Below are 25,507 nucleotides of genomic sequence, written 5' to 3'. Positions count from 1 at the left end.
GGCGGTTAAGCTCATGCCGCGCGAGTCGCGCGGGTGCCGAGCCGACCGCCTCAGACCAGCGTCTGGGGCCGGTCGGCGAGGTAGTCGAACACCGAGCCCATCGAGAAGCCGTACACCAGGTGGGCGACGAGCGTGATCAGGACGTACAGCACCAGCGAGGTGCCGCTGTAGCCGACGTTGAACGCCAGGACGAAGCCCGTCCAGAGGACGAACCCGTAGGTGAGGCCGGCGGTGGCGAAGTTCTCGCCGGGCAGGTAGCGCCCGATGGAGGCGAACAGCAGCGGCCACGTCGTCATCCCGCCGCCGAGGAAGATGACGTAGCCCGCCGCCAGCACCATCTCCGGCCCGAGGATGGCGTCCAGCCCGATGAGCTGCGCGGTCGTCCCGAACGACGACATCTCGAAGCCGCCCAGCGACGCCCCCACGAGGAACACGACGGTCATCAGCGAGGTACCCACGAAGCCGCCGAGCGCGCCCACGAGGCCGTCGGCGAAGATTCCGGCCAGGACCTCCATGTTCGGTTCGGCGTGCTCGTTGGCGAGCGTCGTGTCCACGTTGGCGTCGTCGACGCCGGTGTCGCTCTGTGACATGTGTGCGTGTCACGCTTCCCCACTTGATAAGGATTGGCACGCGAGGCCCCCTGCAACTAATAGCCCCGGTTAGGGCCGGGAGTACCCATATACCCTGACCGGCGAGTCAGTGTGGTATGGAACCGCACGTCTACCTGGAGCGGTTCGGGGGAGAGCCACTCCCGGCTGGGGAGCCCGACGCTGCCGCGGTCGCGACGCTCCAGGAGGCACACGTCCGGGGGGTCCCGTTCGAGACGCTATCGGTCGCGGGGGACCCGTTCGGGTCGCAGTCCGGGGGCGGTGTCAGGCTCGACCTCGCGGCCCTGTTCGAGAAGGTCGTCGTCCGGGGCCGGGGCGGGTACTGCTACGAACTCAACGGCCTGTTCGGCTGGCTGCTCGACGCCCTGGGTGTCGAGCAGTCGTACGTGGCGGCGAAGATGCTCCGGGCGGACGGCGAGGCCCGCCCCCCGGCGAACCACCTGGTGAACCTGGTGACGCTGGCGGACGAGCGGTATCTCGTGGACGTGGGGCTCGGGACGCCGACGATGCGCCGCCCGCTCCCGCTGGACGGGCGCGTGGTCACCGACGACGCGGGCGTCGCGTGGCGGGTGGTCGGCACGGAACGGCCCGACGCCCACGGGCTGACACAGTACCGGTGCCCGAGGACCGGCGAGTGGACCGACCGCTACCTGTTCGAGACGACGGCCCGGTCCCTGGACTACTTCGCGGCCACCAACGACCACCTCTCGACCGCTCCGGAGTCGCCGTTCACCGGTTCACCGGTCGTCACCCGCGCGACGGCGGACGGACACGTGAAGCTCACCCCGACCCAGTTCGTCGAGTGGATCGACGGCGAGGCGACCGAGCACCCGGTCGTCGGCGAGGAGGAGTGGCGTGAGCGCCTCCGGGAAGCCTTCGACATCGACTACCCCTGGTAGCACCACCGGCGAGCAGCCGTCGGGGACGCGGGTCTCCCGACTGTCCCGGGCGGCTGTCCGCCCTATCGCCGCGCCCACGCCAGCAGCCGCCGGTAGAAGTCGTCCGACTCCAGCGCCGTCGCGTCGCCCACGAGCGCGAGCGCCCGCTTCGCCCGCGTGAGCGCGACGTTCATCCGGCGATGATCCTCGAAGATGGGGCTCTCCACGTCGTCGGTGGCGACGAACGAGACGACGATGACCTCCTTCGCCGACCCCTGGAACCGGTCGACGGTGTCGACGGCGACGCCGGTGCCGTCGAGGCGCTTGCCGATCTCGGCGACCTGTGCCCGGAACGGCGCGATGACGCCGATGTCCTCGGGCGCGACGCCGGCGTCGAGGTACGCGCGCACCGTGTCGGCCACCGCGTCGGCCTCCGTCGGGTTCGTGTTCCCGACCTGCCGGCCGTCCGGGTCCACGAACGCGACGGCGTCGGAGAGGTGTGCCGGAAGCAGCGAGGGGTCCACGCCGTCGAGGTCGTCGAGCCGGCGGCCCGCCACCTCGGGCGTCGCCGGGCGCAACTCCCCGTCGTAGAACTCCTCCGAGGAGAACCACTGGACCCGCTGGCACATCCGGTACTGACGGTCCAGCATCACGCCCGCCCCGGGGTGGGCCTCGATGAGCCGCTCGAACAGCGACGTCTGCAGGTCGTGCTCTCGCGGGTCGCTTCGGTCCCCGCTCGAGTCCAGGGGCTCGCTTTGCTCGCCCCCGCTATTCTCGGCACGGACGACGGGCGGGAGCTGCTGGTGGTCGCCGACGAGCACGAACCGGTCGGCGCGGTTCGTCGCGAGGAAGGTCCCCGGCTCCGTCAGCTGGCCGGCCTCGTCGACCACGGCGACGTCGAACTCGCGTGATTTCACCGCCCGCGACCCGCAGGACGCGGTGGTCGCCGCCACCACGGGCGCCTCGCGCAGTTCGCGCGCGACCCGGTCGGGGTCCCCGGTCCGGTCCAGCAGGTGGTCGTGCATATCCGCGCGGACGCCGGACTTCGAACCGACGCGGAGGAACTCCTCGAACCCCTGGTCGCGCAGGGCCTCCAGCGCGTTGTCGACCGCGCGGTTGGTGAACGCCGAGAGGAGGACGCGATCACCGCGGTCGACGAGCGCGCGGACGAGCGTCGCCAGCGTGTACGTCTTGCCGGTCCCCGGCGGCCCGTGGACCAGCGCGAAGTCCTCGGCGTTCAGCGCGAGGTTGACGGCCTCGTTCTGCGACTCGTTGTTGTCGATGTGCGTCTCGTGGTCGTCGCGGAACGCCGGCTCGCGCCGCCCGAACAGCACGTCCTTGCGCTCGTCGTCGCCCGCGAGGATGGCGTCGTGGAGCGCGTTCAGCTGCCGGTCGACGGTCAACTCGGAGGGATACACGTCCAGCCGGCGGACGTCGAGCGGCTCGTCGGCCGTCAGGACGACCTCGCCGTCGGTGCCGGTCCCCAGCGACTCGACGCGCGCGAGTTCGGCCTTCGTCCGCGTCGGGTGGCCCTCGCTGGCGAGGACGAGGTCGCCCTCGCGGATCTTCGAGACGGCCTCGCTCGTCCGGCGGGCGCGCAGCTCCCACCGGCTCTCGGCCTCGCGCCACTCGCGGCCCGCCGGCTCCAGCCCGATGAGCGCGCGGTCGTCGTCGGCCCGCTCCTGGGCCGTCTGCTCCCAGAGCTTGCGGTACTCGTGGTGGACCTCCCGGCGCTCCTCCTCGATGGCACGGTAGAAGCGCTCGAAGTACGCCTGCTCCTCCTCGGCGACCGCGATGCCGGGGATCATCCCGGCTTTGGCCTCCTGTTCGAGCCGCCCCGCCACCGCCATGCACGGGTCCTGCTCGAAGCAGTACTCGCACTTCGCGTTCGCCTCGTACCCCGTCGGAACGGAGTGGTCGTGCTCCATCGCGGCGAGGTGGTTGCGCTCGCGGAGGACGTACTCCGCGAAGCCCCGACCGATGGAGAAGTCCTTCGCCGGGGAGAGGTCGCCGGACTCCTCGTTGCGGTCGAGTGCCGCGTTCTTCGTGTAGATGAGCGTCCCCGTGTCCGGGATGGCCGCCGCGGTGTCGCCGCCGCCGCTGATGGGCGTTCCATCCTCCGCTACGGCGCCATCGACGTCCGCGTACTCCCCCAGCATCAGCGCGTAACACGCCGCCTGCACCTTGTCCTGGAACCGGGGTTCGCCCTTCGTGTTCTTGCCCGTCTTCAACTCGACCGGCGCGCCCCGGCGGACGGCGTCGGCGCGGCCCTTGATGCCGAACGTCTCCGAGACGAGCGTCTGCTCCGAGCGCCACTCGTCCGCCTCGGTGAGCGTCCCCTGCTGCAGCCAGGCCTCGATGGCCGCCGCGTTCGCGCGCACCTCCTCGGCCACCTCGTCGGGGTCCAGCCCCAGGAGGCCGATGTCGAGCGCGGCCGCCTCGACCTGCCGCTCGACGGCCTCGTCCAGGTCGCCGCCGCGCAGCAGGTCGCCGAACACCTCGTGGACGACGGTCCCCTTCACGACGGGGTACTTCAGCGGGACGCCCTGCAACTTGTTCAGGTAGTACATCCGCGGGCACTGGACCCACGCGCGGATGCCCGTCACGTCGACGAGGAAGTCCGGCTCGACGACGACCCACGAGGTCGGGGTCGTGCTGTACTGCGTCTCGCCCTGCCACTCGTCGGTCTCGACGTCCGTCACCAGGAGTTCCATCCCCGGTTCGAGGTAGTCGACGGATTCGGCCCACTTGCGCCACAGCGTCACCTGCGTCGGCGCCGCTCGGCCCCCCTCCGGTCGAACCGTCACCTCCGCGAGGTCGGTCCCGCCGCTCACCGTCCGCGTCTCGCCGACCTCGACCACTGGCCCCCGAACGTTCACAGCCGTCCCTGTGCCGTCGGGGGAAAGAGCGTGTCGGTCACCCCCACTACTGGACCGGCGGGTGGCGTCGGGGACGACACGCTCTTGCCGTCGCCACCGTTACCCACCCTCATGCGCGTGCGCGACTGGCAGGACATCGTCGAGGACGTGGTCGACTCCGGGGCCGACCCGGACGGCTGGCGGGCCGTCGCGGGGGACCGCAGGGGCGGCCTCGGCGAGGATATGTTCATCGGGCACCCCTCGGCGGGCGTGTTCCAGCTCAAGACCTACGCCCGGAACCCGTTCGACGTGAAGGGCGTCGGGAGCGAGGTGGCCCGTCGCATCGACGACGACCTCGAACCGCTGTTCCCCGACCGGGACCACGACGGCCGGTTCGGCGTCCGCTCGGCCCCGGAGGACGAGGACGCCGCGAAGGAGTCGGCGAAGCGACTGGAGGAGGTCCTGAAGACCCACGCCGACGCGCCGACGACCGGTGACGCGCTGTTCGAGGACGTGATGGACGCGCTCGACTCGCCCGCGTTCGGCCCGATGGAGTACGAGTTCGACGGCCGCCCGGACGAGATGGACGAACTGACCGACACGTTCGAGGAGGCCGAGGAACTGCTGTCGAAGGAACTCGACGACCTCATCGAGGACGACGGCGTCGGTCGCGGCTTCGAGTGAGGTTCACTTCCACTCCGGTCACCGCACGCTTTTATACCACTTCGCCGACGGCACCGGCCATGCAGTTCTCCCGGGACGACGACGGGGCGGGTCGGGTCACGACGCTGGACATCGAGACGACACACTGGGACCCCGAGCAGGGCGAGGTGGTCGCCATCGGCGTCGGCATCCACGAGCGCGGCACGCCCGGCTCGGCCGCTGAGTACGACTGCGTGCTCCGGGCGGGCGACGACGAGGTGGCCGTCATCCGCGAGGCGTTCGACCGGCTGGCCGGGTACGGGGCCGACCGGCTGGTCACCTACAACGGTGCCGAGTTCGACCTCCCGTTCCTCCACACGCGGCTCGAGGCCCACGACGCCGCCCCCGTCGCGCTCCCACCCGTCGACCACCTCGACCTCTACGCCGACCGCAAGCGACGGGCGGACGACGCGGGGCGGAAGTGGCCCAGCCTGGAGGAGTGTGTCGCGGCCTACGACGCGACGCCCGCCGAGACGGTCTGGCGCGGCGAGGTGGTCACGAACACGCGCTTCGGCGAGGAACTCGGTCCGGCCTACCTCGACGGCGTGCGGACCGGGGCTGGCTCGGACCTCGGGGCGGTTGTGGAGCACTACCTGAAGACGGACCTCGAGAACAACCTCCTCGTCTACTGGGGTGATGTCGGGCTCCCGTTCGACCCGGCGTTCGCGGGGACGCGACGGGAGTTCTGAACGGTATCCCCGGAGCACATCCCCGGTCCACTGGAGGTGTCCGGCTCCGGTATCCGCTACTGGTCTCGCCGGTTATCAGCCTCGTCTCCGTCCTCGTCCTCTGCCGGACCCATCCCCATCACGATGCCGTCGATGCCGTCGCCCTTCTCCTCGTACTGCCCCGCGTCCGGGGTGTCGTCGTCCCTGGGCGGGCGAGTCGTGTCGCTTGCCTCTCCGACCCGGTACCGGACGAACGCCATCGTCGCGGCGTTGAGCGCGAGGCCGACCGGCGCAGCGACGAGGGCCGTCGCGAGGATGGTGGGCAGGCCCGCCGTGAACGCGAACGACGACAGCGGCACCGAGCAGACCGCCACGAGGGCGGCGTAGGCCAGCGCGAAGACGACGTAGTCCGCCGTGAGCGCCACTCGGGCGCCGCGCCGGAACGCCGGAACCACGTCGAGGTCCGCGGCGACACCGACGTAGACGCCCGGTGCCAGCAGGTAGTAGCCGACCAGCGCCGCGATGAAGACGGGGACGAACAGGGCGGCCGCGGCGCCCGTCCTGGCCGCGAGGACACCACCGCCGAGGACCAGCAGGACCAGCAGGAAGCAGAACTGGAGTGCGGCGAACACGAGGGTCACGGGAGCGTACCGTCGGAGGTTGTCGAGTGGGTCACTGGACTGCCCCGCGAGCGCGTCGTCGATGCTCCCGAGGTAGACGGCCGTCAGGAGGCCGACGAGGAGGAGGCTCCCGCCGGCGACCCCGACCCCGGTCAGGAGGAGTTCCGGCCGGTTCGCGACGGCGGTGCTGGAGTAGCCGAACACGGAGACGCCGGACTCGGTGGGCGCGTTCAGGAACGTCCAGACCCCGGCGACGGGCGTCGGGAGGCCGAAGTTGATCTGCATCGTCACGTCGGCGCGGGCGGCCCGTTCGAGCTGGTCGAGCGACAGGAGCCCCGCGACGAGCGGGGCCAGCGCCAGCCACGGGCGGCCGGCCGCCACCTCGACGCCACGCGAGAAGTACGAGGTCGTGGACGGGGCCGGGCGGCCACCGGTGTCCGTATCGGTGGTGGAGGGCGTCGACATCACGCGGAGGCTGTGCCCCGTCGCACTTCAACCGGCCGGAGACTCAAGCGCCGAACTCACCCTCCGTGACGCGGACGACGACCGTCTCGTCCACGTCGCGGAGGTCGTACTCGGGGAGCTCCGGGCCCGTCCGCGTGACGAACATCGGGTCGACGAGCTTCCGGGCGGGACCACGGCGCGTCTCGTCGTCGTTGCCCTCGTCGTCGGCTCCGTCGCTCTCATCGCTCGCGCCGTCGTCCCCACCGCCGGCCGTCACGACGCCGTACACCTTCAGGAACCGGTCGCTCTCCTCGGGGGTGAGTTCGTCGTCACGGAGGGCGGCCGCCAGGTCCCGCGAGAGCCACTCGTCGTCGCTGACGGACGGTTCGAGGACGAGCACCTGGTCGACGAAGCGGACGAGGTACCAGTTCAGGTCGTTCAGCAGCGAGACGGCGGCGCCGAGCGAGACGGTCTCCAGCGCCACCGAGTTGTGGTACGGCTGCCGGAGGTCGTAGGTCGCGAGCGCCTCACGGGCGGTCTCCCGCGAGAGCAACTCGTACCGGAGGTCCACGTCGTCGTCGCCCAGCAGACAGACCCGCGCCATACCACGACTGCCGGGGGCGCACCCAAAGCGGTTTCGACCGGGACGACGGCCGTGGTTGGTCGTCCCGGCTGAGCGGTCGCCCCGTTACTGGATGTAGGAGGGTTCCTCGGCGTCGCAGTTCTTCTCGTGGGCCGCCGCGTCGTCGGGGTCGTCGAACAGCAGGCCGCACGCCTCGCACTCGTACCACGTCTCGCCCTCGCGGGTAGTTTCGGCGACCATGTGCGGAACCTGACCGGCCGCGGACAAATGTGTTACTCCGGTGGTACCCCTGTGGGCTGCCGGGGGGATCCGGCAGTGGGGCCCGAACTTAAGTCTCGCCCGCACCAGTCTCCGACGAATGATCGAGGTCCGGGACCTTCGCAAGGAGTACGGGGACTTCGTCGCCGTCGAGGGGTCGACCTTCTCCGTCGAGAGCGGCGAGGTGTTCGGTATCATCGGTCCGAACGGGGCCGGCAAGACGACGACGCTGAAGACGCTCGCGGGCCTGCTCGAACCGACCGCCGGCGAGGCCACCGTCGCGGGCTTCGACGCCGCCGACCCGCGGATGCGCCAGCAGCTCGGCTTCCTCCCCGAGGAGTCGCCGCTGTACGAGGAGATGACCCCCATCTCCTACCTGACCTTCTTCGCGGACCTCTACGACGTCGACCGGGAGGTGGCCGAGACCCGCATCCACGACACGCTCGACCGGCTCGACCTGGAATACCGGGAGCGCCCGCTGGGCGACATGTCGAAGGGGATGAAGCGGAAGGTCGCCATCGCCCGCTCGCTGGTCAACGACCCGGACGTGCTGGTGTACGACGAGCCCGCCTCCGGCCTGGACCCACTGACGACCAACTACATCATCGACTTCACCCGTGACCTCGCCGACGAGGGGAAGACGGTCGTCTTCTCGGCGCACAACCTCTACCACGTCGAGTCCATCTGCGACCGCATCGCCATCATGAACGAGGGGCGCATCGTCGCCCGCGGGAGCGTCGAGGAGCTGCGGGCCGAGTACGGCCGGACCACGTACCACGTCTACACCTCCGTGCCGGTCGAGGGCTCCTCGCCCGTCGAGGGGAGCGACGAGCGCCACGAGACCGTCGTCGAGTCGATGGACGCCGTCGAGGCGGCGCGGGAGGCCGCGGCGGCCGCCGGCGGCCGCATGGTCGACATCCGGACGGAGGACCCGTCGCTGGAGCGCGTGTTCCTCGACCTCGCGGAGGGCGAGAGCGACGCCGAACGGGCCGTGGCCCGGCGAGCGGGCGACCCGGGTGCGGCCGGGGACGACGGCGAATCGGCCCGGGCAACGACGCCGGGGGCCGACGAGTGAGGCCACGGAAGGTCCTTCGCATCGCCCGCTGGGAGGTCACGAAGCACGCGGGCGGGCTCGACCGCCGGACGGTGGCGGTGGCGGTCGTGGCCCTCCTCTTCGCCTTCGCGCTGGCACCGGCCGTGGCGGGTGGCGGGTTCGCGCTCGACGACGGCATCTACCGCGTCGGCGTCGCCGATGACAGCGTCTTCCACCCGGCGGTGGCGAGCGACGACACCTTCCGGATCGTCGAGCCCGAACCCGGCCTCGTCGCGGCCGGCGAGGCCGACCTCCTCATCCGCGAGGGGTCGTTCGTGGTCGCGGACTCGGAGAAGGGACGGGCCGCGGTGGCGGAACTCCGGACGACGGTCCAGCAGTTCAACGACCGGCGGATGCTGGACGAGTCCAACGCGTCGGCCGCCTACCCCGTCTTCCCCGTCTCGCTGCAGTACGCGGAACGTGATTCGGGCGATGTCACCGACGGCGGCGACGGTGGGAGCGGCGGCGACGGCGGGGACGGCGGCAGCGGTGGCGGTGATGGCGGCAGCGGCGGTGACGGTGGAGGCGGCGGTGATGGCGGTGACGGTGGGGGCGGCGGTGGGCTCCCGTCCGGTGGCGGTGGCGGCCAGTTCGGCGTCCCCGGGCTCTCGGGCGGCATCTTCGGCGGCGGGACCAGCAACGGGACGCCGGGCGACCTCGCGCCGCCGTTCCCGTTCGGCTCGCTCGTTCTGGCGTTCGTGTTCGTCATCCCGCTGAACTTCGTCATCCAGGCGTACGGCTCGTCGGTGCTGAGCGAGCGGCTCAACCGGCGCGGCGAACTGCTGCTGGTCGCACCCGTGAAGCCCCGGGAGATCGTCGCCGGCAAGACGCTCCCCTACTTCGCGGGGGCGGTCCTCATCACGGGTGCCATCACCGGGCTCATCACGCTCTCGGCAGGTGGCGGGAGTCTCCTCTCCGTGGTCGCGGTGGCGGCGCTGGCGCTGCTGTTCCTCGCGGCGTCGTTCGTCGGCGCGATGTTCGCGCGCTCGTTCAAGGAGCTCACCTTCGTCACCGTCGCCATCTCCGTACTGTTGATGACCTTCGCGTTCGTCCCGGCCATCTTTACCGACGTGGGGAGCGTCGCGCTCATCTCGCCCCTCACGCTCGTGGTCCGGGACCTGACGGGGGCGAGCGTCGGCCCCGGCGGCATCGCCTTCGCCCTGCTCCCGACGACGCTGACGGCGCTGTTGCTGTTCGCACTCGGGACCGGCGTCTACCGCGAGGAGGACATGTTCACACAGCGCCCAGTCCACCTGAAGGCGATGGACGCGCTCGCGGCGCGCATCAGCCGCCCGCGCTCGCTGACGCTCGTCGTCGCGGCGCTCGTTCCGTTCGTCTTCGTCGCGGAGCTGCTGGCCGTGGCGCTGCTGTTCGCGCTCCCCGGTGGTCTCTCCATCGTGCTCCTGCTGACGGTCGTCGCGGTCATCGAGGAGCTGGCGAAGTCGCTGCCCGTCTACGCGGGCTTCCTCCACGCGCGCTACGAGCGGACCGCACGCGCGGCCGCCCTCGCTGGCGGTTTCGCGGGCCTCGGGTTCTTCCTCGCGGAGAAGTTCACGCTCATCGTGCAGGTCGTCGGCCTGGACCGGCAGATCTCGGAGGGGAGCGCGGTCTTCCAGACCGGTGCGAACGCCGGGCCGGCCGTGGCCCTGCTGCTGTTGCTCGCGCCGCTCGCGCTCCACGTCGTCACGACAACGCTCTCGGCGCTGGGTGCCACCCGGAGCCGCGACGGCTACGCGCTCGGCCTGACCGCCGCCATCGCCCTCCACATCGCCTACAACCTCTCGGTGGTGATCTTCCTTGTCTGACCGCGGTGGAGCGTCCGGTGACCGCTCGGGTTCGTTCGGTTCGGGGAGCCGCCCCATCCGGACTGACGGCGGTGAGGTGGACGGCCAGCAGCCCGACGGCCCGGATGGCACGGCGCGGACGGACGGCGGGACGGTGCCGGAGTCCGACGGGCGCGGACTCGGGTGGGCACTCCGTGTGCGCGGCGTGGTCGCGCGGCGCGACCTCACCTCCCTGACCCGGGAGAAGACCATCGTGCTGGCGCTGCTCATCCAGCTGTTCGTGGCCGCGTTCTCCTCGTTCCTCGTCGTCGGGCTCACGTCGCTGTACGACCCGTCGGCGGTCCAGGGCGAGGTGACGGTCGGTGCGACCGGGTCGGCCGCGGACGAACTCGTCGCGGCCGGCGCGGGCCGCGAGGGGCTCTCGACCATCCGCTACTCCAGCCGCGACGAGGCCGCGGCCGCGTTCGACGCGAACCGCATCGACGTGCTCGTGCTCGCCGAGCGGTACGAGGGCGAGAGCGGCGGCACCCGCATCCGCATCGAGGCGACGGCCCCGGCCAACAGCTTCCGTGGAACGCTCATCGTCGCCCAGCTGCGCGAGACGCTGGAGGCGCTCGAACGGGGGGAGCGCGAGGACCGCGCCGCGTTCCTCGACGCGCCGCTGGTACCGTTGCCGGACGAGGTGAGCGCAAGCCCGTACTTCGGCTTCTCGTACACCGTCCTCGTGCCGCTGTTGCTGTTCCTGCCCGTGTTCATCGCGGGCTCTGTCGCGGTCGACGTGGTGACCGAGGAGATCGAGCGTGGGACCCTCGAACTGCTCCAGGTCGCGCCGCTCTCGCTGACCGCCATCGCCGACGGGAAGGCGCTCGCGGCCGTGTTCCTGGGGCCGGCGCAGGCGCTGCTGTGGATGGCGCTGCTCTCGCTCAACGGCATCGCCATCGACAACCTTCCGGGGCTGCTGGTCATGACGCTCGGACTCTCGCTGGCGCTGGTCGCGACCGGCGTCGGGCTGGGGCTCGTCGTCCGGGAGCGCCAGCGTGCACAGCTGCTCTACTCGCTGGGCGTCCTCGGGGCGTTCGCCGGCGCGGTACTCCTGCCCGAGCACCCGGCCACGACGGCCGCCCTGCTGGCCATCGACTCGCCGGGCCCGTTCTCCCAGGTGCTGGTCGTGGTGTACCTCGTCGCCGGCGCCGCCCTGGCGCTAGGGGTGCGTTCGTTCGTCTCCCGCATCGACGCGGAGGGGCTGTAGCCGCCGGCGCCGAGGGGCGCTGACTCGGGTCTGCCCAAACCGCCAGCGTCAACCCCTCGACCCCCGGACGGGGGACCATGCAGGTGTACGGACTCCTCGGCAACCCGGTGGGGCACTCGCTGTCGCCGCCGATGCACGAGGCCGGCTACCGGGAACTGGGACTGGACGCCCGCTACGTCACCTTCGAACCGGCACCCGACGACTTCGACGACGCCGTCGCGGGGGCGCGGGCGCTCGGTGTCCGCGGTCTGAACGTCACCATCCCGTTCAAGGGCGATGCCCTGGCCCATCCCGACGTCGAGGCCGACGCGCTCGCCGAGCGCATCGGGGCCGTCAACACGCTCGACTTCGGTGGCGAGCACGTCACGGGACACAACACCGACGCCGCGGGTGTAACGCGCGCATTCGAGCACCACGGGGTCGACCTCGCGGGAGCGGGTGTCGTCGTCGGCGCTGGTGGGGCCGGACGGGCGGCCGCCTTCGCGCTCGCGGACGCGGGCGTGGACGTGGCCATCGCCAACCGCACGGAGTCGAAGGCCGTCGACCTCGCGGCGGACGTGCCGCGTGCGTCGGGCCACCCGCTCGACGCGGTGCCGGACCTCCTCGCGGACGCGGACCTCCTGGTCAACGCCACCAGCGTCGGGATGGAGGAGGACGCCTCGCCGGTTCCTGCCGACGCGCTGCACGCCGACCTCGCGGTGCTGGACGCGGTCTACACGCCGGTCGAGACACGCCTCTTGCGGGACGCGGCCGCGGTCGGCGCGACCACTGTCGACGGGGCCTGGATGCTGCTGTTCCAGGGTGTCGAGGCGTTCGAGCGGTGGACGGGTGAGACCGCGCCGGTCGACGCGATGAACGGGGCGCTCCGGGCCGAACTGTAGGTGCGTGCGGGCCGACGGGCTGTGGGTCCAGGTGGGCGACCGAACCGGCCCACGGAGCCATCGTGTTGGGGTTTAAGTCCAACCCCTTCCTGCGCTCGAATATGACCCTGTTCGACTCCATCCTGTCCATGCTCGGGCTGAAGTCGACGGACTCCAGCGAGCAGCAGAACCAGGAGTCCACCGACGTGACCGTCGAGCACGACCCGGACGCCGAGAACGAGGCGGCGGTGAAGGGGACCGACGCGGCCGGCTCCACGGGTACCATGACCGAGGAGCCGCCAGAGGAGGGCGGCCCCACCGAGGACGCCGAGGCGACCGACGTGACCGACCACGCCGGCACCGAGCAGGAGGCGGCCGAGCCCGCCGAGGCCGCCGGGCCGACCACCGACGAGCCGGATACGGAGGCCGAGCCCGCGCCGGTCGACGAGAGTCCGGACGGCGAGCCGGCGGTAGAGGCGGACGAGGAGGCCGCCGAGGCCGAGACTGACGCCGGCGATGCCGACACCGACACCGAGGACGCGGCTGCGGCCGGCACCGACGCCGCTGGCTCCACAGGGAGCGTGACCGAGGAGCCCCCGGAGGAGGGGGCGGCAGCCGAACCCGCCGAGGCCGCGGGCGCCGTCAGCGAGGAGGACGACGAGCACGAGGCCGCCGAGCCCGCCGAGGCCGCTGGCCCGGTCGGCGAGGAGCCCGACCCCAGCGAGGAGTCCGCGGGTGCCGCGGACGACCCGGCCGACACCGTCAGCGGCATCGGTCCGGCCTACGCGAGCAAGCTCGCCGACGCGGGCGTCGAGACGGTGGGCGACCTGGCCGCCGCCGACCCCGCGGAGCTGGCCGAGCAGACGGACATCTCGGAGAAGCGGCTCAGCCGGCTCGTCGAGCGTGCCGCCGAGCGACTCGAGGAGTAGCGCCGGCAACCACATCGATTAAGACCGCCGTACGACAACGCCACGCCATGTACCTGCCACTGCAGGCCGTGAACACCGGAATCATCGACGCGACCGGCTGGGTCGTCGGACTGGCGAGTCTCGCGTTCACCATCGCCTGGCTGGTCTACCTGTTCCGGTAGGTCCGCCGCCCCGGCCGCTCACTCCTCCTCGACGATGTCGACCCGGTCGCGGAGCCACGCGGCCGCCTCCTGCACCACTCGTTCCTCGTCGCCCTGGAGCTTGACCCGGACGTGCTCGCCGGGGTACGACCCGACCTGTACGTCGAACTGCTCGCGGAGCTGGGCGAACCGGTCGATGAGCGCGCTCTCGGGCTCGGCGGCGGCCACGAACGCGACGTGGGTCTCGGTCCCGGCGAACCGGTCGGCGACCGACGCGAACATCGCCTCCATCTCCGCCGGGACGCCCGGCAGGACGTAGACGTTCTCGATGACACAGCCCGGCGCCACCCCCTCCTCGTTGTGGAGCGGCTCGGCGCCCGCGGGGATGTCGGCGGTCCCCTCGGCGAGGTCCTGGCGGGCGTAGCCGTTCTCCGCGAGCCACTCCAGCGCCGCCCCGTTCTCGGTGACGGGCACGTCGAAGGCGGCGGCGACGGCGTCCATCGTCAGGTCGTCGTGAGTCGGCCCGAGCCCGCCCGTGACGAGGACCGCGTCGTACCGCTCGCGGTACTCGTCGACGACGCTCGCGATGTCGGCCACCCGGTCGGGGACGGTCGTCGACCGCTCGACGTCGACGCCACGCTCGGCCAGTTGCCGGCCCAGCCACGCCGCGTTCGTGTTCACCGTATCGCCCGCCAGCAACTCGTCCCCGACGGTCACGATGGCCACGCGCATGGCCGGTGTTCGCGCCGGCCGGACAAAAGCCCCCCGCGACGGGGCGGTGCCGCTCCCACCCCCCAACCCGGGGCGGTGTCGGCTACCCCATCCCTGGCGGCGGGTCGCGGCCGTCGTCGTCCTCGATGTCCACGTCGAGGCCGACCTCCTCGCGACGCTTGACCGTCTCGCGGATCTGCAGGTAGTAGTACGCGCCGCCTCCGAGGCCCAGGACGAGCATCAGCGCGACGAGCCCGCCGAACAGGAACAGGTCACGCTGGAGGTAGTACCGGACCAGCACGGAGCGCGCCCGCGTCACGGAGTCCCAGCGGACGTGGACCTGGCCGTCGATGCGCTCGGCGCTCGACTGCGAGGGCTGGACCTGTGCGAGGATTGGGAGTCCGACACGGGCCCCCTCGGGCAGCACCATCTCGTAGGAGCCCTCGACGAAGGTGGGTGTGGCGACCTGCTTGCCGTTCTTGGGCGCGGTGAACGCCAGTTGCCCGGTCTCGTTGGTCGGGAGGCGGACGGTAGTCCGGCGGCGCGACTTCGAGACGGCGAGCTTCGACTCGGGCACGTCCACCGTCTCGCCGTCCCGCAGCATGACGAGGTTCGCGCCGTCGTCGGTCTCCTGGTACCGGAGGGTCGTGCCGTTCTCGTAGCGGAACTGGAGCGCCTCGGGGTCGATGGGCTGGTCGGTCCCCAGCGCGTCCCGGGTGTACAGCTCCATCGTGAAGTTCTCGCCCGCCTCGGTGCTGCCGGTCGTCCGGTTGCGGACCGCGTAGACGGCGGTGTAGTTGCCCCGGTTGACCTCGATGTAGGCGTCCTCGGTCTGGTTCCAGTCGTAGGGCGGGGCCGGGTCGTCGGCGAGCGCGCCCTCCTGGACGGGGCCGGGACCGAACACGGACGAGCAACCCGAGAGCGCCAGCAGGGCGCCCAGCAGGACGACCCCGGCGGCGAGCCGGCGGCGGCTGCCTCGGGCGGGCCCGTCGCCCGCCGCGGTGTCGTCCCCGTCGTCGGTTCCGTCGCCGCTCGCCCCGGTCATGGCACGACGCAGAGCAGCTCCGCGGGGAGGTACTCGCCGACGGCCGACAGCAGGCCCGGCGGGTCCGTCCCCTCCTTGCAGACGACCGACTGCTCGAGCAGGCCCAGCCGCTCGACGGTCACGATGTCCTGCGCGTGGCCGGCACGGTTGACGGTGGCCCGTACCTCCGCGCGGGTCGCGCTGTTGACGTTGAGCCGGCCGGTGCCGCGGGTCCACTCGTAGAGGCGGTCCTGCTCGGCCTCGGCGAGCGACACCACCTCGGTGCCGTCCTCGTCCTCCGTGATGGTGTAGCGCAGCGGGACGTGCTGGACGAGACCGAAGCGCTGGCGGATCTGTCCGGCGTCGCCCGGCCCCAGCCCGAGGTGTTCGGCCTCGATGCGGACCGTCTCGCCGAAGCCGACGTCGAGCGTGAGCCCGTCGTCGTCCCAGCGCGCGAGGGTGCCGACGTAGGTGCCGCCGGGCTCGCGATGTGGGGTGAGTTCGCCCCACTCCTCGGCGAGGGCGTTGCGCGCGGCCGTCGCGTCGGGGCCGGAGATGGTGACGCTCGGGAACTCGTCCTCGCGGATGCCGAGGTCCCAGTCGATGTCGAGTTCGCCGATGGTGTTGTCGACCTGCGAGCGCAGCGAGTCCAGCGCCCGCTCCCGGGCCTCCCCCTCCACGTACAGCTTCGTCGCGAGGACGACCATCTACGCCTCGGCCTCGGGTTCCGGGATGTGGAGTTCCTCGCGGAGCTCGGCGATGCGCTGCTCCATCGCGTCGACCAGTCGGTCGTTGGACATGGAGGTGAGTTCGCCGCCGCAGTTGGGGCACTGGAAGCCGAACTCCATGGCCTCGCCGAACTCGAAGCGGATGGAGTCCTGCTCGCAGAGGTAGAACTCGTTGTCGCGCTCGTAGTCCTCGCGCTCCTCCAGCGCGTCGAGCAGGCGGTGCATCTCCTCCTCCAGCCGCTCGGGGATGTTCTCGTACTCGAACGTCCAGAGGTAGGTGAGCCACCCGGAGTCCTCGTCGCGGAGCCGCCGGTAGCTCGCGAGGTCGTTCTCGTAGAGGATGAACAGCGCCCGCCGCACGTCGTTGAGCTCCATCCCCAGCTCCTCGGCCAGCTCCTCGTCCGTCACCTCCCCGTCCGGGGGGGCCGCGGCGACCGGCATCCCGGTCGGCCCCACCAGCTCGTGGAGGTACTTCTGTATCACGGGGTCCTCGAGTAGATCCTCGAACGCCATTACTGTCTAATCCGCCGGTCCGCCGGGTAAAACTTCCGCTCGGGCCGTCTCGTGCGCCTCGGCTGCACTCGCCCGGCCCGCCGGATTCGCGGGACGGAAGTAGGTCGCCCCCCGACAGGTGGTATGGACGACGCGTCCACGAGCGAGCCCGCCCCGTCGACGCCGTACCGGGGCGATCCACACGGCTCGCCTCGCCGCCGGTTCGCCGTGGTCGCGGCGCTGGCCGTCGTCCCCTGGACGGTCATCCTCATCTACGGCGAGGTGACGCTCGTCTTCCCGTTCGGCTTCCTCAACACGAACCCGCCCGAACTCATCGATACGTACACGCTCCTCGTCGTCGCGAAGGGGGGCCTGCCCCGGAACCCGGAACTGCTCCCGCTCTCCATCCTGTTCTACCTCGTCGCGCTGGCGAGTGCGGGCGCCGGGCTGGTCGGCCGCGAGGACCCGCGTTTCACCGCCGGCCTCCTCGTGCTCGCCGGCGGCTCGCACCTCGGCGTCGCGTACGCGTTCAGCCACCGGCTCGCCTACACCCCGGTCCCGTTCGGGGCCGTCATCATGTTCGCCGTCGCCTGGTGGTACTACTGGCCCAGCCTCAGAGCGACGGTGATGGCACCAGTGGAATAGCCGGGGAGTGACGTTCGAATCGTCGGTTACCAGACGCAGCGGCACAGGTAATTGGAAAATACTGGTTTTTGACTGATTATTTGAGAAATATTCGTATTGTGGCGCCCAAACGGGCGGCTACTCCCACGTCTCGATCTGCCCTTCACGGATGTCCTCGACACAGCCCTGGCAGTCCGTGTGGTCGGCGTCGTAGCAGACGGGACGGGCCTCCTCGTCGAGGTCGACGGCGCGGCGCTCGGCGTAGCGGCGGCAGACGATACGCGCCCGGCCATCCTCGTCGGTGGGGAGGTCCGCGAGCGCGCGCTTGCGGGCGGTCTCGTACTCGCGGCGGGCCGCCTCGACCTGGCGGCCGGCCGACCGGAGCTTCGACCGCAGGAACCGCCGCCACCGCCCTCCATCGCTCATACCGGAGCGTCGGACCCCGGGCACATAGGCCCGTTGGCGTGGGTTCCAGGGCTCCGCCCTCCGTGGGACGCCGATGCACACCGGGGAAACGGATACGTCGACGGAGTGACCCATCCTCTCCATGCCAGGACCAGTGTTCCTCGAGACCGACCGGCTCGAACTGCGGACCGTCGAGGCCGAGGACGCCGACGTAATCCAGCGCGGGCGGATGCATCCCGAGGTGCGGCGGTACATCAGCGGGTTCGACGCCCCCCGGAGCCACGAGGCCGTCTCCGAGGAGGTTCCCAACGACGACGGCGTCCGGCTCCTCGTGGTCCCGAAGACGGGAGAGGGCGACGGCGAGCCGGTCGGGGAGGCCTCCCTCGACTACATCGACGACGGCGACGGCTGGGCCAACATCAGTTTCTGGCTGTTCCCGGACGCGCAGGGCCACGGCTACGCGACGGAGGCCGCGGCCCATCTGGTCGCGTTCGGGTTCCACGAGCGGGGCCTCCGCCGGATCACCGCCAACGCCGCCGCGCCGAACGAGGGCTCCATCGCCGTCCTGGAGCGGCTCGGGTTCGTCCACGAGGGGACCCAGCGCGAGAAGACCATGGTCGACGGCGAGTACGTCGACCTGGCGTTCTACGGGCTCCTTCGCCGCGAGTGGGAGGGGGTCGAGTCCGTCCTCGACGGCTGACGCGGACCGCCGCCCGGACCGGCCGATGGGCTCAGGTCCGGAGGGCCTCGCGGTAGCGGGCGGCCAGCGTCCCGACGAGTCGCCGCTCGGCCGGCGCGAACCCCAGCCGCCACAGGACGGCCGCGTACGCCGCCAGGCCCACGATGGTCCCGACGGCGACGCCGGGGAGTCCCGGCAGTAGCGTCCGTGCCGCCAGTGTCGCGGCCGTCAGCGGAACCGCGGCGACGAGCGGTCTGGCGTGGGCCCTCGTGAGCGGCTGGAGGCCCTCCAGTCGGTAGAGGGCCCCCACCTCGGCGATGTTGTTCGCGGAGAGCATCAGGAGGTAGACCACCGCGAGGCCGGGCAGGCCGAAGTGCAGCGTCACCGGGACGGCGATGACCGTCAGGACGCCGGTCAGGCTGGCGTTGACGAGGAACGAGGCGCGCTGGTTGTCCGTCATCAGCAGGAGGATGCCGACGCTGCCGGCGACACAGGCGACCCACTGCGCGAGCACGAAGGCCGGGAGCAGGTCGGCGTACCGGACGAACGTCGGGCCGAACACCCGCATCACGGAGGCACGGAAGACGACGACCGGGACGGCAAGGGCCGTGACCCCGACGAGGACGAGGCGGCTCGTCGCGCCGTAGAGCCGGGCGAGGGCCTCGCGGGCGTCGTCCCCGTGGAGCGCGGCGGCGACTGGCGGCATGAACTGGTTGATGCCCATGAGCGGGAGCCGGACGGCCAGCCCGACCAGCGCGCCGACGGCGAAGACGGCTCCCGCCACGTCGTCGAGGAACAGCGCGAGCAGGACGTAGAACCCGAAGTGCTGGATGCTGGTGGCGACGGTCCCGCCGAGGGTCGGCGCGGTGTAGCGGAGGTACCGCCGGCGGAGCGCCCCGGCGTCCGGGCCCCGGAGCCGGGGGCGGAGTCCGCGCTCGCGGCCGAGCCAGACGGCGGCGGCGACCCCGACCAGCCCGGCGGCGAGCAGCACGCCGATACCGACGGACAGCAATCCCCCGGCGACCACGCCGGCGACGGCGACCCCGACCTGGAGGAGCGGGAAGCCGAGGCGCAACGAGACCGTGAGTGCCGTCACCTCCTCGAGCCCCCGCAGCAGCTCCGTGACGCCGAGCAGCCAGGCGGACGCGGGCAGCCCCAGCGCGAACACACGGAGGAACAGGACGAACTGGTCGCCACGGCCGCCCAGCGCCGCGAGCGACGGTGCGACGAGGTAGCAGCCGGCCCCGAACGCGGCCGCGACGGCCACCGTCAGGAGGATCCCGAACGTCGCGACGAGGTCGCGCTCGACCCCGGTGTCGGCGTTGGGCAGGAACCGGCTCAGCCCGGTCCGCGCGCCGGATGCGATCGCCAGGAGGAACTGCTGGAGGCGACGCGCGAGGACGAACACGCCGTATCCCGCCGCCGAGAAGCCGTTCGTGAGGGCGGCCGTGAACGCGACGCGCAACGCCTGCTCGGCCACGATGCCCGGGACCGAGACGACGGCGCCGTGGGCCACACGCTCCAGCGCGTCCGCCAGTCGGGCGTCGGCGGGGTCCGCCGGCGGTTCGTCGCCGGGCCCGTCGACGCCCGCGTCCGCCACCCGGTCGCCGGTGGCCCCCAGCGTTGCCTCGTCGCCTGTCACGCGCCGTGGTTGCGGACCCGCCGGAAAGACGGCTGCGGTCGCACGTGAACAGGCAACGCACCCGGTCGCGGGGCGCTCATCTGATAGCCCGCCGGCGCTGTGGCGCTGGACAGGTGGATGGCGGCTAGAGCGAATATCTGGGCTCCGAAGCCGACGATTCCACTTCCACTCCGGTCGCGTAACTTCTTATACCATCGGGCGCCAACCGGCGTACGCCTCCCATTGAAAACACGCGGAGGCGGGAAGCAACCATGGCAGACCTACAGCGACACGCCGAAGAGGTACACGACCAGTTCTCCGACCAGCTCGACATCACCGTCGAGGACGTCCAGGAGCGCCTCGAGACGCTCGTCAACGAGTACAAGGTGCCGGCCGACGAGGCCCGGCGCAGCGTCGTCTCGACGTACCTGGACGAGGCGGGCATGGAGCGCGACCAGCTCGGCGGCGGTGGCGGCGGCAACGCCTCCCTGCTGGTCAACGAGATCGACCAGGACGAGCAGTGGGTCGACCTGCGCGTGACGGTGGCCGACCTCTGGGAGCCCCGGAGCGACGCCGTCGCGCAGGTGGGCCTGCTCGGCGACGAGTCGGGCACGATCAAGTTCGTCGCCTTCGAGACCAGCGACCTCCCCCTCCTGGAGGAGGGTCAGAGCTACGCGCTCGGGAACGTCGTCACCGACGAGTACGAGGGCAACTACTCGGTGAAGCTCAACCGCACCACGAGCATCACGGAACTCGACGAGACCGTCGAGGTCGGTGACGACTCGACCGAGGTCGAGGGCGCACTCGTCGACATCCAGGACGGGAGCGGCCTCGTCAAGCGCTGCCCGGAGGCCGACTGCACGCGCGTCCTCCAGAACGGCCGCTGCAACGAGCACGGCGAGGTCGACGGCGAGTACGACCTCCGCATCAAGGGCGTCCTCGACGACGGTGACGAGGTGACGGAGGTCATCTTCGACGAGGAGGCCACGACCGACCTCACCGGCATCGGGCTGGACGAGGCCATCGACATGGCCAAGGACGCGCTCGACACGGAGGTCGTGGTCGAGGAGATGCGCGAGGGCGTGCTGGGGCGCTACTACCGCGTCCGCGGCCCGACCTTCGGCCGGTACGTCCTGGCCGACGAGACCGAGCGGCTCGACGGGCCCGTCGATGCCGAAGCGACGCTGATCAAGGCGAGGTCGATCTGACATGAGTTCCATCCCCACCCGCGAGGTCGCACGCCGGGCGTTCGCCCGCGAGTTCAACGACGCCGGCTACACGTTCAAGGAGTCCGAAGACGACCGCGCGCCCCTGTACGCGCTCCTGCCCACGGGCGAGCGCGCCAACCGCGTGTTCGTCGTCGGGACCCTGATGGAGACCGAGGACGTCGGCGACGAGTCGGAGTACTGGCGTGGCCGCATCGTCGACCCGACGGGCACGTTCTTCACGTACGCCGGGCAGTACCAGCCCGAGGCCGCCGCGGCGCTGCGCGAGCTGGAGACGCCCGCGTTCGTCGCCATCGTCGGCAAGCCACGCACCTACGAGACCGACGAGGGGGACATCCGCGTCTCTCTCCGGCCCGAATCCATCACGGTCGTCGACCAGGCGACCCGGGACCGCTGGGTCGTCGAGACAGCCGAGCGGACCATCGAGCGCATCGAGGCGTTCGACCCCGAAACGAGCGAGTACGCCGCGATGGCCGACGAGCAGTACGACCTGCCCGTCGACACCTACCGCGACCAGGCCATCGCCGCGCTGGAGTCGCTGGACGACGGCCAGACGGCCGAGGCGCCAGCGCCCGACGCGGCCGACTGACCGCCTCCGCGGTTCGTAGCGTTCGCCAACCGTTCTGCGATTTCTTCACCGTCGAGAGCGACACGCTCGTCCACCGACCGCTCCCGGGCCGGGAGCGCGTGGTGAGGCCCGGAGCGGCCGAACCCGCGCGACCTGGGGGAGGGCAGGGGCATCGCTCCGGGACACGTTCCACGTTCCCTGGTGGAATCGAAGGGCGAGCGCTCTGGACGAAGCACGCCGACGTAAGCACCACAGGGAGCGAGCGGAGCGAGCGACCGAGGAGCGCAACGAGGCGCGCGAGTCCAGAGCGGGAGGGCTTCGTAGAGGTGGCTGTTGTGAGTGTTGGAGGGAGAGGGAACGAGGACGTCGTAACTGTTCGCGCTCGCGGAATCGAAGAAGGTCACACCTAGCACCCGAACGCTTTAGTGATAACCCACAGTTATCAGCCGAACATGGAACTGCCGACGGCCGCCGAGTTGCGCGAGCGGCGGAAGACGGACCTCGACATGACCCAGAGCGAGCTGGCGGAGATGGCGGGCGTCTCCCAGCCGCTCATCGCGCGCATCGAGGGCGGCGACGTGGACCCGCGGCTGTCGACGCTCCGGCGCATCGTCAACGCGATGAACGAGGCCGAGGGCGCCATCAAGCGCGCCGAGGACATCATGAACGAGGACCTCACGTTCGTCTCCCGGGACGACAGCGTCGCGTCGGCAATCGACCTGATGGGCGAGGCCGGGTTCTCGCAGTTGCCGGTGGTGGACGAGGGCGGGACGCCCGTGGGCCTCATCTCGAACTCCGACGTGCGCCACTACAGCGCCGACGAGGTCGACGAGATCCCCGTGGCGGAGGCCATGAGCGAGTCCATCGTGACGGTGGGGCGCGATGCGACGCTCGACGAGATCAACGACTACCTCGACCACAACCCCGCCATCATCGTGATGGAGAGCGGCGCGATGGTGGGGATCATCACCGAGGCCGACGTGGCGACACACCTGCGATAATCCTACGTCGGTCCGAACTCGGCTGAGGCACCCCTGCTCTGTTGGACGGTCGTCCCTGACAGAAACCGCTCCGAAGCCCTCGCGCTCTCGACCGGTTGCGGCTCGCTGTCGTTCGAAAGGCGGCAACGCCGCCTTTCGTGATGACGAGAGACGCCAACGGCGTCTCTCGAACCACGCTCCTCGATCACGTTGCTCCCTGCGGTGCTTATTCCGGAAGACTCGCGTTGCTCGTCTTCCGTCGTTCGCGCCTTCGGCGCTCACCGTCGCCTCACCGGGTCGACAGCCCTCGCCCTTCGATTCCGCCAGGCCCGCACGTTCGTCGGTCGGACAGTGTATGCCTCGTCCCTCCCCAACCGCCTGCGCTCCTCGCTCGTTCGCTCCGCTCACTCACTGCGGTGCTCAGCCCTCGCACGTAGCGCGGCGGCTGGCCTCCGGCACAGCCGACAGCGCGCGCCCGCTCAACTGACCGCAGTCGCGTACCTGTGGTGGGTTTTCACTGTCTGACCACTCTTTTAAGATCGAATTCGGAAAATTTCCCAATAATTCGTGCTTCAGCTCACCTATCGATGCGGTCCCGCATCCCGTTGTGGATGATGTCGCCGATCATCTCCGAGTTCAGGAACTCCCCGGGGAACCCCATCGACACCTCGCTGGCCTCGTTCAGTTGCGCGACGTGCTCGTCGGCGAGCGACACGTCCAGCGCGCCGAGGTTGTCCTCCAGTTGCTCGGGGGTGGTGGCGCCGACGATGGGTGTGAAGCGGACGCCCGTCTCGGCCTCGCGGGCGTCGAGCCACGCGAAGACGACCTGCGCGGGCGAGCAGCCGGCGTCGTCGGCCACCTCGACGACCGCCCGGGCCACGCGCTCCTGTTCGTCGGTCATCTCCCGGCCGGTGGTCGAGAGGCGGCCGTCGGCGTCCGCGTCGAGGTACTTCCCCGTGAGGACGCCGCTGTCGAGCGGCGACCAGGGCGTGACGCCGAGGCCGAGTTCGCGTGCGAGCGGCAGGAGTTCGCGCTCGGGTGTGCGCTCGGTGAGAGTGTACTTGATCTGCAGCGCACAGGGCGTCACGTAGCCGCGCTCCTCGGCCAGCGTCACGGCGCGCGAGGCGGCCCACGCCGGGTAGTCCGAGAGGCCGACGTGGTGGACCAGCCCACGCGAGACGAGGTCGTCCAGCCCCCGCATCGTCTCCTCGATGGGCGTCATCCCGTCGTAGGCGTGGACCCAGAGCAGGTCGATGTAGTCCGTATCGAGTCGGTCCAGCGAGGCCTCGACGGCCTGGGCCATGTTCTTGCGCCCGTTGCCGCAGGCGTTCGGGTCGCCCGGCCGGGTCGCGGAGGTGAACTTCGTCGCGAGGACGAACTCCTCGCGCCGGCCGTCGAGCAACTCGCCGAGCATCCGCTCGCTGGAGCCGTTCGTGTAGTTGTTCGCCGTGTCGATGAAGTTCCCGCCGGCGTCGGCGAAGCGGTCGAGCATCTCGCGGGCGCCCTCCTCGTCGGCCCCCCAGCCCCAGTCCTCGCCGAACGTCATCGTCCCGAGGCAGTACTCGCTCACGCGGAGGCCGCTGTTGCCCAGCAGTCGGTATCGCATATCGGTCATGCCACGGGCTACACCCGGGGCAGGCATAACTGTCCGCCGCGCAGCGCTCGGGCGCGGTCCGTCAGGAGAGCGTCAGCCCGCGGATCTCGACGGTCGCCTCGTCGCCGTCGGCGTCCTCGACGCGCCCGATGACCCGGCCGTCGGTCGCCGCGACCACCTGCTCGGCGTCCTCGGGGGCGAGCGCGGCGACGAAGCCGGTGCCCATGTTGAACGTGCGGTGCATCTCCTCGTCGTCGACGCCGCCCTCCGCCTGCACGAAGTCGAAGATGGGGTCGGCATCGAACGGGTCGTCGACGACGTAGCGGAAGTCACCGAGTCGCGTGAGGTTCGTCCAGCCGCCACCCGTGACGTGTGCGGCGGCGTGGGCGCCGGCCTCGCGGAGCGGGTCCAGGAGGTAGGTGTAGATGCGCGTCGGCTCCAGCAGTACGTCGCCGATGCGGGGCGTCTCGCCCTCGTCGACGCGCGAGCAGTTCGGTGTGCCGTACGTCTCGACCGGGAACGGGTCCGTGTAGGAGTGTTCGCGCGTGCTCGCCTGCCGCGCGAGGGTCAGCCCGTTCGAGTGGATGCCCGAGGACGGGACCCCGACCAGGGCGTCGCCGGCCTCGGCCTCGCCGGGGAACAGGTCCTCGTCGGTCGCGAGGCCCGCACACGTGCCCGCGAGATCCAGCCCGGTCACGACCTCCGGCATCACGGCGGTCTCCCCGGCGACGAGTTCGATGTCGGCGGCCTCACAGCCCGCGCGGAGTCCCCGTCCGACCTGCTCGGCGAACCTCTCGTCGGGTTCGTCGACGGCGAGGTAGTCGACGAACGCGACCGGCGTCACGCCCGCGGCCGCGAGGTCGTTGACGTTCATCGCGATGCAGTCGATACCCACCGTCGAGTAGTCGCTCAGGGCCTCGGCCACCAGCAGTTTGGTTCCGACCCCGTCGGTCGCGAGCGCGAGGTAGCGGTCGCCGATGTCGAGCAGGCCGGCGTAGTCCCCCGAGACGCCCTCTACCGCGCCCACGAGCGCGGCGGTAGCGGCCTCGCTGGCATCGATATCGACACCGGCGTCGGCGTAGGTGAGTCCCTCCTCGTCGGGGACCTCGTCCGGGCCCTCGCCGTCCGGTGCGTCGTCCTCCCCGGTCGCGCCACGGTCGGTCATGGGTGAGCGGGGGGGC

Annotated in this window: 26 protein-coding genes; 13 read left to right on the top strand and 13 right to left on the bottom strand. The window is 71.0% G+C overall.

What is annotated here, in order from left to right; translation table 11 throughout:
- Nucleotides 1–50: 50 nt before the first annotated feature.
- Complete coding sequence (locus P2T62_RS13425; RefSeq protein WP_276257588.1) at nucleotides 51–590, bottom strand: DUF6789 family protein; 540 nt, start codon at nucleotides 588–590, stop codon at nucleotides 51–53.
- A gap of 116 nt (nucleotides 591–706) precedes the next feature.
- Here P2T62_RS13425 and P2T62_RS13420 point away from each other — a divergent pair, with 116 nt between their 5' ends.
- Nucleotides 707–1,507 carry an arylamine N-acetyltransferase family protein gene (locus P2T62_RS13420; RefSeq protein WP_276257587.1) on the top strand — a complete coding sequence of 267 codons (801 nt, stop codon included), beginning with the start codon at nucleotides 707–709 and terminating at the stop codon, nucleotides 1,505–1,507.
- Between the two features lie 62 nt (nucleotides 1,508–1,569).
- On the opposite strand, the gene P2T62_RS13415 is transcribed toward P2T62_RS13420, so the two are convergent.
- A complete protein-coding gene (locus P2T62_RS13415; protein ID WP_276257586.1) occupies nucleotides 1,570–4,365 on the bottom strand; it encodes an AAA domain-containing protein in 2,796 nt (931 codons plus the stop codon).
- Between the two features lie 111 nt (nucleotides 4,366–4,476).
- Between P2T62_RS13415 and P2T62_RS13410 the strand changes: the two genes are divergently transcribed.
- Both P2T62_RS13410 and P2T62_RS13405 read left to right on the top strand, forming a co-directional pair.
- Complete coding sequence (locus P2T62_RS13410; RefSeq protein WP_276257585.1) at nucleotides 4,477–5,028, top strand: hypothetical protein; 552 nt, start codon at nucleotides 4,477–4,479, stop codon at nucleotides 5,026–5,028.
- Nucleotides 5,029–5,087: 59 nt separating this feature from the next.
- Nucleotides 5,088–5,735 (top strand): ribonuclease H-like domain-containing protein, encoded by a 648-nt coding sequence (locus P2T62_RS13405; RefSeq protein ID WP_276257584.1) that lies wholly within the window; start codon nucleotides 5,088–5,090, stop codon nucleotides 5,733–5,735.
- A gap of 56 nt (nucleotides 5,736–5,791) precedes the next feature.
- On the opposite strand, the gene P2T62_RS13400 is transcribed toward P2T62_RS13405, so the two are convergent.
- The 3 genes from P2T62_RS13400 to P2T62_RS13390 all read right to left on the bottom strand — a co-directional run bounded on the left by P2T62_RS13400 (nucleotide 5,792) and on the right by P2T62_RS13390 (nucleotide 7,601).
- Nucleotides 5,792–6,799, bottom strand: coding sequence for a hypothetical protein (locus tag P2T62_RS13400; RefSeq protein ID WP_276257583.1), 1,008 nt, complete (start codon nucleotides 6,797–6,799; stop codon nucleotides 5,792–5,794).
- A gap of 43 nt (nucleotides 6,800–6,842) precedes the next feature.
- Entirely contained in the window at nucleotides 6,843–7,382 is a 540-nt protein-coding gene (locus tag P2T62_RS13395; RefSeq protein WP_276257582.1) for a DUF5804 family protein, read from the bottom strand.
- Nucleotides 7,383–7,466: 84 nt separating this feature from the next.
- The gene (locus tag P2T62_RS13390) at nucleotides 7,467–7,601 is read right to left on the bottom strand and encodes a DUF7128 family protein (RefSeq protein WP_276257581.1); all 135 of its coding nucleotides are present in this window, start codon (nucleotides 7,599–7,601) and stop codon (nucleotides 7,467–7,469) included.
- Between the two features lie 118 nt (nucleotides 7,602–7,719).
- On the opposite strand from P2T62_RS13390, the gene P2T62_RS13385 reads away from it, so the two are divergent.
- The 5 genes from P2T62_RS13385 (at nucleotide 7,720) to P2T62_RS13365 (ending at nucleotide 13,534) form a co-directional block, all read left to right on the top strand.
- The gene (locus tag P2T62_RS13385; protein ID WP_276257580.1) at nucleotides 7,720–8,694 is read left to right on the top strand and encodes an ABC transporter ATP-binding protein; all 975 of its coding nucleotides are present in this window, start codon (nucleotides 7,720–7,722) and stop codon (nucleotides 8,692–8,694) included.
- Nucleotides 8,691–10,517 carry an ABC transporter permease family protein gene (locus P2T62_RS13380; RefSeq protein WP_276257579.1) on the top strand — a complete coding sequence of 609 codons (1,827 nt, stop codon included), beginning with the start codon at nucleotides 8,691–8,693 and terminating at the stop codon, nucleotides 10,515–10,517. Before P2T62_RS13385 ends, P2T62_RS13380 begins: the two co-directional genes overlap by 4 nt.
- Before the next feature lie 133 nt (nucleotides 10,518–10,650).
- Nucleotides 10,651–11,745 carry an ABC transporter permease gene (locus P2T62_RS13375; protein ID WP_420028457.1) on the top strand — a complete coding sequence of 365 codons (1,095 nt, stop codon included), beginning with the start codon at nucleotides 10,651–10,653 and terminating at the stop codon, nucleotides 11,743–11,745.
- A 77-nt stretch (nucleotides 11,746–11,822) separates the two neighbouring features.
- Nucleotides 11,823–12,626, top strand: coding sequence for a shikimate dehydrogenase (locus tag P2T62_RS13370; protein ID WP_276257577.1), 804 nt, complete (start codon nucleotides 11,823–11,825; stop codon nucleotides 12,624–12,626).
- A gap of 101 nt (nucleotides 12,627–12,727) precedes the next feature.
- Nucleotides 12,728–13,534, top strand: coding sequence for a helix-hairpin-helix domain-containing protein (locus tag P2T62_RS13365; protein WP_276257576.1), 807 nt, complete (start codon nucleotides 12,728–12,730; stop codon nucleotides 13,532–13,534).
- Between the two features lie 179 nt (nucleotides 13,535–13,713).
- Here P2T62_RS13365 and P2T62_RS13360 read toward each other — a convergent pair whose 3' ends face one another.
- The 4 genes from P2T62_RS13360 to P2T62_RS13345 all read right to left on the bottom strand — a co-directional run bounded on the left by P2T62_RS13360 (nucleotide 13,714) and on the right by P2T62_RS13345 (nucleotide 16,650).
- Nucleotides 13,714–14,406, bottom strand: a complete 693-nt coding sequence (locus P2T62_RS13360; RefSeq protein WP_276257575.1) for a competence/damage-inducible protein A — start codon at nucleotides 14,404–14,406, stop codon at nucleotides 13,714–13,716.
- An 82-nt stretch (nucleotides 14,407–14,488) separates the two neighbouring features.
- Nucleotides 14,489–15,430, bottom strand: coding sequence for a DUF5803 family protein (locus tag P2T62_RS13355; RefSeq protein WP_276257574.1), 942 nt, complete (start codon nucleotides 15,428–15,430; stop codon nucleotides 14,489–14,491).
- Complete coding sequence (locus tag P2T62_RS13350; protein ID WP_276257573.1) at nucleotides 15,427–16,116, bottom strand: DUF2110 family protein; 690 nt, start codon at nucleotides 16,114–16,116, stop codon at nucleotides 15,427–15,429. Before P2T62_RS13350 ends, P2T62_RS13355 begins: the two co-directional genes overlap by 4 nt.
- Entirely contained in the window at nucleotides 16,117–16,650 is a 534-nt protein-coding gene (locus P2T62_RS13345; protein ID WP_276257572.1) for a transcription factor, read from the bottom strand. It lies immediately after the preceding gene.
- 123 nt (nucleotides 16,651–16,773) lie between these two features.
- Between P2T62_RS13345 and P2T62_RS13340 the strand changes: the two genes are divergently transcribed.
- Complete coding sequence (locus P2T62_RS13340) at nucleotides 16,774–17,274, top strand: TIGR04206 family protein (RefSeq protein WP_276257571.1); 501 nt, start codon at nucleotides 16,774–16,776, stop codon at nucleotides 17,272–17,274.
- Nucleotides 17,275–17,391: 117 nt separating this feature from the next.
- Here the strand turns inward: P2T62_RS13340 and P2T62_RS13335 are convergent, their stop codons facing one another.
- A complete protein-coding gene (locus P2T62_RS13335; RefSeq protein WP_276257570.1) occupies nucleotides 17,392–17,679 on the bottom strand; it encodes a DUF7091 family protein in 288 nt (95 codons plus the stop codon).
- Between the two features lie 121 nt (nucleotides 17,680–17,800).
- Between P2T62_RS13335 and P2T62_RS13330 the strand changes: the two genes are divergently transcribed.
- Entirely contained in the window at nucleotides 17,801–18,358 is a 558-nt protein-coding gene (locus P2T62_RS13330; protein WP_276257569.1) for a GNAT family N-acetyltransferase, read from the top strand.
- A 31-nt stretch (nucleotides 18,359–18,389) separates the two neighbouring features.
- Here P2T62_RS13330 and P2T62_RS13325 read toward each other — a convergent pair whose 3' ends face one another.
- Complete coding sequence (locus tag P2T62_RS13325) at nucleotides 18,390–19,979, bottom strand: lipopolysaccharide biosynthesis protein (RefSeq protein WP_276257568.1); 1,590 nt, start codon at nucleotides 19,977–19,979, stop codon at nucleotides 18,390–18,392.
- A 251-nt stretch (nucleotides 19,980–20,230) separates the two neighbouring features.
- Here P2T62_RS13325 and P2T62_RS13320 point away from each other — a divergent pair, with 251 nt between their 5' ends.
- The 3 genes from P2T62_RS13320 (at nucleotide 20,231) to P2T62_RS13310 (ending at nucleotide 22,753) form a co-directional block, all read left to right on the top strand.
- The gene (locus P2T62_RS13320; RefSeq protein ID WP_276257567.1) at nucleotides 20,231–21,166 is read left to right on the top strand and encodes a replication factor A; all 936 of its coding nucleotides are present in this window, start codon (nucleotides 20,231–20,233) and stop codon (nucleotides 21,164–21,166) included.
- A gap of 1 nt (nucleotide 21,167) precedes the next feature.
- Nucleotides 21,168–21,773: an RPA family protein gene (locus P2T62_RS13315; RefSeq protein ID WP_276257566.1), complete on the top strand. Its 606-nt coding sequence runs from the start codon at nucleotides 21,168–21,170 to the stop codon at nucleotides 21,771–21,773.
- 431 nt (nucleotides 21,774–22,204) lie between these two features.
- Nucleotides 22,205–22,753: a CBS domain-containing protein gene (locus P2T62_RS13310; RefSeq protein WP_276257565.1), complete on the top strand. Its 549-nt coding sequence runs from the start codon at nucleotides 22,205–22,207 to the stop codon at nucleotides 22,751–22,753.
- A 556-nt stretch (nucleotides 22,754–23,309) separates the two neighbouring features.
- Here the strand turns inward: P2T62_RS13310 and P2T62_RS13305 are convergent.
- Both P2T62_RS13305 and purM read right to left on the bottom strand, forming a co-directional pair.
- Entirely contained in the window at nucleotides 23,310–24,347 is a 1,038-nt protein-coding gene (locus tag P2T62_RS13305; protein WP_276257564.1) for an aldo/keto reductase, read from the bottom strand.
- Between the two features lie 61 nt (nucleotides 24,348–24,408).
- Nucleotides 24,409–25,491 carry a phosphoribosylformylglycinamidine cyclo-ligase gene (gene purM, locus P2T62_RS13300; protein WP_276257563.1) on the bottom strand — a complete coding sequence of 361 codons (1,083 nt, stop codon included), beginning with the start codon at nucleotides 25,489–25,491 and terminating at the stop codon, nucleotides 24,409–24,411.
- Nucleotides 25,492–25,507: the final 16 nt, after the last annotated feature.

The organism is Haloglomus litoreum (genome assembly GCF_029338515.1).
GTDB lineage: Archaea > Halobacteriota > Halobacteria > Halobacteriales > Haloarculaceae > Haloglomus > Haloglomus litoreum.
Note: the sequence above shows the minus strand (reverse complement) of the source record. Positions and strands in the feature narration are given on the sequence as shown.

Coding starts and splice junctions, on each gene's coding strand:
- P2T62_RS13425 (WP_276257588.1), bottom strand. CDS start 590: ATGTCACAGAGCGACACCGGCGTCGACGACGCCAACGTGGACACGACG.
- P2T62_RS13420 (WP_276257587.1), top strand. CDS start 707: ATGGAACCGCACGTCTACCTGGAGCGGTTCGGGGGAGAGCCACTCCCG.
- P2T62_RS13410 (WP_276257585.1), top strand. CDS start 4,477: ATGCGCGTGCGCGACTGGCAGGACATCGTCGAGGACGTGGTCGACTCC.
- P2T62_RS13405 (WP_276257584.1), top strand. CDS start 5,088: ATGCAGTTCTCCCGGGACGACGACGGGGCGGGTCGGGTCACGACGCTG.
- P2T62_RS13400 (WP_276257583.1), bottom strand. CDS start 6,799: ATGTCGACGCCCTCCACCACCGATACGGACACCGGTGGCCGCCCGGCC.
- P2T62_RS13395 (WP_276257582.1), bottom strand. CDS start 7,382: ATGGCGCGGGTCTGTCTGCTGGGCGACGACGACGTGGACCTCCGGTAC.
- P2T62_RS13390 (WP_276257581.1), bottom strand. CDS start 7,601: ATGGTCGCCGAAACTACCCGCGAGGGCGAGACGTGGTACGAGTGCGAG.
- P2T62_RS13385 (WP_276257580.1), top strand. CDS start 7,720: ATGATCGAGGTCCGGGACCTTCGCAAGGAGTACGGGGACTTCGTCGCC.
- P2T62_RS13370 (WP_276257577.1), top strand. CDS start 11,823: ATGCAGGTGTACGGACTCCTCGGCAACCCGGTGGGGCACTCGCTGTCG.
- P2T62_RS13365 (WP_276257576.1), top strand. CDS start 12,728: ATGACCCTGTTCGACTCCATCCTGTCCATGCTCGGGCTGAAGTCGACG.
- P2T62_RS13360 (WP_276257575.1), bottom strand. CDS start 14,406: ATGCGCGTGGCCATCGTGACCGTCGGGGACGAGTTGCTGGCGGGCGAT.
- P2T62_RS13355 (WP_276257574.1), bottom strand. CDS start 15,430: ATGACCGGGGCGAGCGGCGACGGAACCGACGACGGGGACGACACCGCG.
- P2T62_RS13350 (WP_276257573.1), bottom strand. CDS start 16,116: ATGGTCGTCCTCGCGACGAAGCTGTACGTGGAGGGGGAGGCCCGGGAG.
- P2T62_RS13345 (WP_276257572.1), bottom strand. CDS start 16,650: ATGGCGTTCGAGGATCTACTCGAGGACCCCGTGATACAGAAGTACCTC.
- P2T62_RS13340 (WP_276257571.1), top strand. CDS start 16,774: ATGGACGACGCGTCCACGAGCGAGCCCGCCCCGTCGACGCCGTACCGG.
- P2T62_RS13335 (WP_276257570.1), bottom strand. CDS start 17,679: ATGAGCGATGGAGGGCGGTGGCGGCGGTTCCTGCGGTCGAAGCTCCGG.
- P2T62_RS13330 (WP_276257569.1), top strand. CDS start 17,801: ATGCCAGGACCAGTGTTCCTCGAGACCGACCGGCTCGAACTGCGGACC.
- P2T62_RS13320 (WP_276257567.1), top strand. CDS start 20,231: ATGGCAGACCTACAGCGACACGCCGAAGAGGTACACGACCAGTTCTCC.
- P2T62_RS13315 (WP_276257566.1), top strand. CDS start 21,168: ATGAGTTCCATCCCCACCCGCGAGGTCGCACGCCGGGCGTTCGCCCGC.
- P2T62_RS13310 (WP_276257565.1), top strand. CDS start 22,205: ATGGAACTGCCGACGGCCGCCGAGTTGCGCGAGCGGCGGAAGACGGAC.
- P2T62_RS13305 (WP_276257564.1), bottom strand. CDS start 24,347: ATGACCGATATGCGATACCGACTGCTGGGCAACAGCGGCCTCCGCGTG.
- purM (WP_276257563.1), bottom strand. CDS start 25,491: ATGACCGACCGTGGCGCGACCGGGGAGGACGACGCACCGGACGGCGAG.